Source organism: Streptomyces prasinopilosus, assembly GCF_001419695.1.
GTDB lineage: Bacteria > Actinomycetota > Actinomycetes > Streptomycetales > Streptomycetaceae > Streptomyces > Streptomyces prasinopilosus.
The window spans coordinates 1-4950 of sequence record NZ_LIRG01000614.1 but is presented as its reverse complement, the minus strand read 5'-3'; the positions used below and the strand labels follow the sequence as shown (position 1 = coordinate 4950).

The window sequence follows — 4950 nt, the reverse complement described above, 5'->3', positions numbered from 1 at the left end:
GTGCCGCCGGCACCCGGCGGGGATGCCCCGCGCACGCGACTCCCCCCGGTCCCGGCCGAGCGCGGCGCCGCCGTGACGACGGCGGAGCCGCCGGCGGACCCGTTCACCGGGCGGGACGGCGGGGCGGCGTGAAGCACGCCTTCCGGCGCACCGCGGTGGCGACCGCGGGCCGTCAGCCGCCCCGACGCCGTGCGCATCCTGACCACACTGACCTCACTCGGTGACGACCCGTACCGCCAGGACGCCGACGTCAAGGAGCTCACCGGCCCGTCCGGGCCGTACCGGCTCCGGGCCGGAAGCCACCGGATCGACGAAGGTGAACTCGTCGCCCCGGCCGCCGAGGCGGGTCGGCGGGACGTCCACCGCACCCTGGAGAGCCCCGTTCCTTCCCTCATCCCTCGCCGGTCACCAAGGACCAGGCGATGCCGTCGAGGGTTTCCCAGGAACGCGTCTCTCGTACGCGGCGACGTCCACATCTGGCTGGTGTACACGAAAATGCGTACACTAATGTCATGGCCGATAACACCGTGACCGTCAGGGAAGCACGCGCACACCTCGCGGAACACATCAACCGCGCCGAGGAAGGCACTCCAACCGTTATCACGCGCAACGGCGCCCCGGTAGCCGCGGTCGTGCCGATCACCGACTTCGAAGCGCTGGAGGAGGCGGCCGACGTGATGCTGGCCCGGGAGGCGGAAGCAGTTCTGGCCGACGGCGGGCCCACCGTTTCCATGGCCGAGCTGCTGGCGGACCTGTTCAGCGAGCGCGGTGAAGGCGCCGCGTGAAGTACGCCTTCCGGTTCACTACTGCTGCACAGCGGCAGCTTCGGGCCGTCAGTCGGCACGATGCCATGCGCATCCTGACCGCGTTGACCGCGCTCGGTGACAATCCGTACCGCGAGGACGCCGACGTCAAGAAGCTCACCGGCCCGTCCGGGCTCTACCGGCTCAGGGTCGGCAGCTACAGGGTCGCCTACCAGATCAACGATGGTGAGCTCGTCATCCTCGTCGTCAAGGCAGGCGACCGGCGGGACGTGTACCGCAACCTGTAGGCGGTCAGACCAAGGACCAGGCGATGCCGTCGAGGATGTCGTGTTCGCTCACCACGACCTCCTCCGCGCCGATGCGGTCCATGACCGACAGCAGGACCAGGGCGCCGGCGCCGATCACGTCGACGCGGCCCGGGTGCATGGACGGCACCGCGGCCCGCTCGGCGTGGGTGGCGCGCAGGAGCCAGTCGCTGATCTCCCGGACCCGTGCGCGCGGGACCCGGGAGTGGTGGATGGCCGCCGAGTCGTACGCGGGCAGGTCCTGCGCGATCGCCGACACCGTCGTGACCGAGCCGGCCAGGCCGACCAGGGTGCGGGCCTCGCGCAGCGGCACGGTCCGCTCGGCCCGGTCGAGGGCGGCCTCGATGTCGGCCCGCATCGCCGCGATCCGTTCCTCGGTCGGCGGGTCGACCACCGCCCCGTCCGCCAGCAGGTGCCGCTCGGTCATCCGTACGCAGCCCACGTCCACGGACCGGGCGGCGCGCACCCGGTCGTCGCCGACGACGAACTCGGTGGAGCCGCCGCCGATGTCCACGACCAGGAACGGGCGGTGCAGGTCCGCACGGCCCGCCAGTTCCCTGGTGGCGCCGGTGAAGGAGAACTCGGCCTCCTGGTCGCCGGTGATGACCTCGGGCTCCACGCCGAGGATGTCCAGCACCCCGCGCACGAACTCGTCGCGGTTCTCGGCGTCGCGGGAGGCGGAGGTGGCGACGAAGCGCAGGCGCTGCGCGCCGTGCTCCTTGACGGCCTCCGCGTACTCACGGCAGGCGGCGAACGTCCGCTCCAGCGCCTCGGGGGCGAGCCGGCCCGTGCGGTCGACGCCCTGGCCGAGCCGCACGATCGTCATGCGCCGGTCCAGGTCGGTCAGTTCACCGGTCGCCGGGTCGGCGTCGGCCACCAGGAGCCGGATCGAGTTGGTACCGCAGTCGATGGCGGCGACCCGGGTCATCGGTCGTTCCCCTCGTTCGGCTCGTTCGGCTCGTTCGATTCGGCCGCGGGGGAGCCGCCGTCCGGGCTCCCCGCCCGCCGTCCCCCGTCCGCGGGCGGTTCGGCGGCCGTCACGCACGGGCCCTTGCGCCACCACTCCGGCAGCATCGCGAGCGCCTCGTCGCCCAGCGGGTTGACCCCGGGGCCGGCGGCCAGCGCGTGGGCGACCAGGACGTGCAGGCACTTCACCCGGTCCGGCATCCCGCCGGCGCTCGGGAAGCCCTTCAGCTCCTCGATCTCGTCGCGGCGCCGGATGTAGTCCTCGTGCGCCGCCCGGTACGCGGACGCCAGCTCCGGGTCCGTCGCCAGCCGCTCCGTCATCTCCTTCATCACGCCGTTCGCCTCCAGCGTCCCGATCGCCGAGGAGGCCCGGGGGCAGGTGAGGTAGTACAGCGTCGGGAAGGGGGTGCCGTCGGGCAGCTTCGGCGCGGTCTCGACGACGTCCGGCTGCCCGCAGGGGCAGCGGTGCGCGATGGCGCGCAGCCCGCGCGGGGGCCGGCCGAGCTGCTGCTTGAACGCCTCGACGTCCGCGTCGGTCGGTTCGGTGCGCGGGGTCGTGGGCGGGAGGGTGTCCATATCCGTCTTTCTGCGGTTCTCTGCGGTTCTCGGCGGTTGCCTGCGCGGCCCCGGAGCGGGGTCCCCTCCGTGCGACGGGCTGTCGCCGCCGCACGGGGCCGTACGGGCCGGCCGGCCCCGCGGGTTCCGGTGGACCGCAGGGCACCAAGGCTACGGCCCCGGACTCACCGCTCGGCCGCGTCGGACTTGTCGACGCCGTCCCAGACGTTCGCGTACCAGGGGCGGTCGGCCGATCCGCGGTCGGCGCGCGGCTGCCCGGCCGCGTCCGGGTCGATCACGATGTAGCCGGTCTCGCCGGGCATGACGTAGTGCAGCCGCCTGCGGACCTGCTGCTCGGCGTAGGCGTCGTCCTGCCAGCGCGCCTTCATGTCGCGCAGGTGCTCGACCCGCCGGCGGGTCTCGTCCTTCTCCTGCTGGAGGTCGGCGATGTCGGCGCGCTGGGACACGTACTGCCGCATGGGGTAGGCGAGGGCCACGATCAGCGAGCAGACCACCAGGGCGAGCAGCGCGGCCCGGCCGGTCAGCCGGGAACGGCGGGCCTGGCGCTTGGTCTGCGAGCGGTAGACCCGGGCGGCGGTCTGCTCGCCGATCAGCCGGATCCTGGTCGCGGTGGAGAACCGGTCCCGGTCCTTCACGGCCATGTCCCCGCCTCCCGTTCCCCTGTCATACGCACGTACGTCCCCGGACACGGTACGGGACCGCGTCCGGGGACGGAGGGACCACCGGCCGGGACACGGCCCGGGCGGGACCCCGCACGGGCGCCGCCCGGGCAGGGGTCGCCCGGGCCGCGCCCGGTGGTTCCGCGGAGCGCCGTGCTCGCCGGCGCGCGGGGCGCCGTGCCTACTGGCCGGCGGGGCGGAACCGCGGGAAGGCGCTGCGGCCCGCGTACACCGCGGCGTCGTCGAGGATCTCCTCGATGCGCAGCAGCTGGTTGTACTTGGCGACGCGCTCGGAGCGGGCCGGGGCGCCGGTCTTGATCTGGCCGCAGTTGGTGGCGACGGCCAGGTCGGCGATGGTGACGTCCTCGGTCTCGCCGGAGCGGTGCGACATCATGCACTTGAAGCCGTTGCGCTGGGCCAGCTCGACGGCGTCCAGGGTCTCGGTCAGCGAACCGATCTGGTTCACCTTGACCAGCAGGGCGTTGGCCGCGCCCTCCTCGATGCCGCGGGCCAGGCGCTCCGGGTTGGTGACGAACAGGTCGTCGCCGACGATCTGGACCTTGTCGCCGAGCTTGTCGGTGAGGGCCTTCCAGCCGTCCCAGTCGTCCTCGAACAGCGGGTCCTCGATGGAGACCAGCGGGTACGCCCCGACCAGCTCGGCGTAGTACTCCGTCATCTCGGCGGCGGAGCGCTCCTTGCCCTCGAAGACGTACGTGCCGTCCTTGTAGAACTCGGAGGCGGCGACGTCGAGCGCGAGGGCGATCTGCTCGCCGGGGGTGTAGCCGGCTTCCTTGATCGCCTCGAGGATGAGGTCGAGGGCCTCGCGGTTGGAGCCGAGGTTCGGGGCGAAGCCGCCCTCGTCGCCGAGGCCGGTGGCCAGTCCCTTGCTCTTCAGGACCTTCTTCAGCGTGTGGTAGACCTCGGTGCCCCAGCGCAGGGCCTCGGAGAAGGACTCCGCGCCGATCGGCGCGATCATGAACTCCTGGATGTCCACGTTGGAGTCCGCGTGCGAGCCGCCGTTGAGGATGTTCATCATCGGCACCGGCAGCAGGTGCGCGTTGGGGCCGCCCAGGTAGCGGAAGAGGGGCAGGTCGCTGGCCTCGGAGGCGGCGTGGGCGACGGCCAGGGAGACGCCGAGGATGGCGTTGGCGCCGAGGGAGCCCTTGTTGTCGGTGGCGTCCAGGTCGAACATCGCCTGGTCGATCAGGCGCTGCTCGGTGGCGTCGTAGCCGACGAGCTCCGGGCCGATCTGCTCGATGACGGCCAGGACGGCCTTCTCGACGCCCTTGCCCTGGTAACGGCCGGGGTCGCCGTCACGGAGTTCGATGGCCTCGAAGGCGCCGGTGGAGGCGCCGGACGGGACGGCGGCACGACCCGTGCTGCCGTCGTCGAGGCCGACCTCGACCTCGACCGTGGGGTTGCCTCGGGAGTCCAGGATTTCCCGGGCTACGACGACGTCGATGGACGGCACGAGCATCTCCTTCATGGATGTGACGTGGTTCAGCGGGGCCACGGGGCCCTGCGGACCCGAGCCTATCCGGCTCGGCGCGATCGGCCATCCGGTCGGCCGCTCCGCGGACAGAACCGAGAGTAAATTGTTTCCGAACGGAACAAAGGCGGTATCGGAAAACCGGGGGACGGAAGGCCGGTCCCGCGCGGGCCGGCCTTCCGTCCCCCGGT

The 4950-nt window shown here is 72.3% G+C and carries 7 protein-coding genes and 1 pseudogene; 4 read left to right on the top strand and 4 right to left on the bottom strand.

The features are described 5' to 3' along the window. Window positions 1-128: 128 nt before the first annotated feature. The 3 genes and pseudogenes from AOK18_RS34600 to AOK18_RS23300 all read left to right on the top strand — a co-directional run. A pseudogene (locus AOK18_RS34600) lies at window positions 129-372 on the top strand (type II toxin-antitoxin system RelE family toxin); the annotation flags it as partial. 140 nt (window positions 373-512) lie between these two features. Then, a complete protein-coding gene (locus AOK18_RS23305) occupies window positions 513-785 on the top strand; it encodes a type II toxin-antitoxin system Phd/YefM family antitoxin (protein WP_055571325.1) in 273 nt (90 codons plus the stop codon). Then, window positions 782-1051, top strand: a complete 270-nt coding sequence (locus AOK18_RS23300; RefSeq protein ID WP_055695612.1) for a type II toxin-antitoxin system RelE family toxin — start codon at window positions 782-784, stop codon at window positions 1049-1051. The genes AOK18_RS23305 and AOK18_RS23300 overlap by 4 nt, the downstream gene beginning before the upstream one ends. Window positions 1052-1055: 4 nt before the next feature. Here the strand turns inward: AOK18_RS23300 and AOK18_RS23295 are convergent, their stop codons facing one another. From AOK18_RS23295 to eno, 4 genes are all read right to left on the bottom strand, one after another. Continuing rightward, complete coding sequence (locus AOK18_RS23295; protein ID WP_055695611.1) at window positions 1056-1997, bottom strand: Ppx/GppA phosphatase family protein; 942 nt, start codon at window positions 1995-1997, stop codon at window positions 1056-1058. Further along, entirely contained in the window at window positions 1994-2611 is a 618-nt protein-coding gene (locus AOK18_RS23290) for a DUF501 domain-containing protein (protein ID WP_055695610.1), read from the bottom strand. The genes AOK18_RS23295 and AOK18_RS23290 overlap by 4 nt, the downstream gene beginning before the upstream one ends. A gap of 164 nt (window positions 2612-2775) precedes the next feature. Next, window positions 2776-3252, bottom strand: a complete 477-nt coding sequence (locus AOK18_RS23285; protein ID WP_055695609.1) for an FtsB family cell division protein — start codon at window positions 3250-3252, stop codon at window positions 2776-2778. A gap of 199 nt (window positions 3253-3451) precedes the next feature. Then, window positions 3452-4741: a phosphopyruvate hydratase gene (gene eno, locus AOK18_RS23280; protein ID WP_055571327.1), complete on the bottom strand. Its 1290-nt coding sequence runs from the start codon at window positions 4739-4741 to the stop codon at window positions 3452-3454. On the opposite strand from eno, the gene AOK18_RS33660 reads away from it, so the two are divergent. Then, window positions 4731-4950 (top strand): hypothetical protein (locus tag AOK18_RS33660; protein WP_206281583.1); only part of this gene is annotated, 220 nt, incomplete at its 3' end. The genes eno and AOK18_RS33660 overlap by 11 nt on opposite strands.